The sequence below is a fragment of the Streptomyces sp. ActVer genome (assembly GCF_027270795.1).
Taxonomy (GTDB): Bacteria; Actinomycetota; Actinomycetes; order Streptomycetales; family Streptomycetaceae; genus Streptomyces; species Streptomyces umbrinus_A.
The window spans coordinates 1-622 of record NZ_JAPWHT010001013.1 but is presented as its reverse complement, the minus strand read 5'-3'; the positions used below and the strand labels follow the sequence as shown (position 1 = coordinate 622).

General features: G+C 73.5%; 1 pseudogene. It reads right to left on the bottom strand.

Annotated features, from left to right (window positions below):
* A pseudogene (locus O3Q52_RS53890) lies at nucleotides 1-247 on the bottom strand (MBL fold metallo-hydrolase); the annotation flags it as partial.
* Nucleotides 248-622 lie beyond the last annotated feature (375 nt).

The window sequence follows — 622 nt, the reverse complement described above, 5'->3', positions numbered from 1 at the left end:
CCGGCTCCGGCTCCGGCCGATGATGCGGCCGCGGCTCACTACTCGCGCGGCTTCGGCCGGTGGCCAACAACCCACCGGCCACGACCAAGCAGACGATCACCACGCCGGTGACCCACCCCGGCGGCGCGTCCAACGCCAACGCGGCCGTCGCCCACGCCGCCAGCGCCGGCGGCACCAACCGCAGGTCCGTCGGCGCCTCTTGGCGAGGATGCGCGGCACCGAGTGGATTGCCGGACGTGGCGTGCACGCCCGGGCGGCGCTCGTCGGACCGCAGAGCGCCGTAGGGCACGCCGGGAGCCGCGGAGGCCTGCCTCGCTCCCGGCCCCGGCCCCGGCGGACCGTGCGTCCCCGGGCCCCTCATGGCCGTACGAGATTCTGCAGATCGGCGAAACGGCGGTCGCCCAGAGTTCAATAGGAACCTAGCAAAGAGCAAAGGAACGGCCCCCGGGCGGTGTTACGAGCACCGATCCGAGGGCCTGACGGAACTACCTGACGAAACCAGGAGCCCGCTGATGAAGAAGTCTCTCACCCGCCGCGAGCACCGCGCCACGCGCCGTACGCTTCGCGCCGCCCTCCGCCGCCGTACGGCCGGAACCCGCGCCATCCGCCGCGCCGTTCGCGC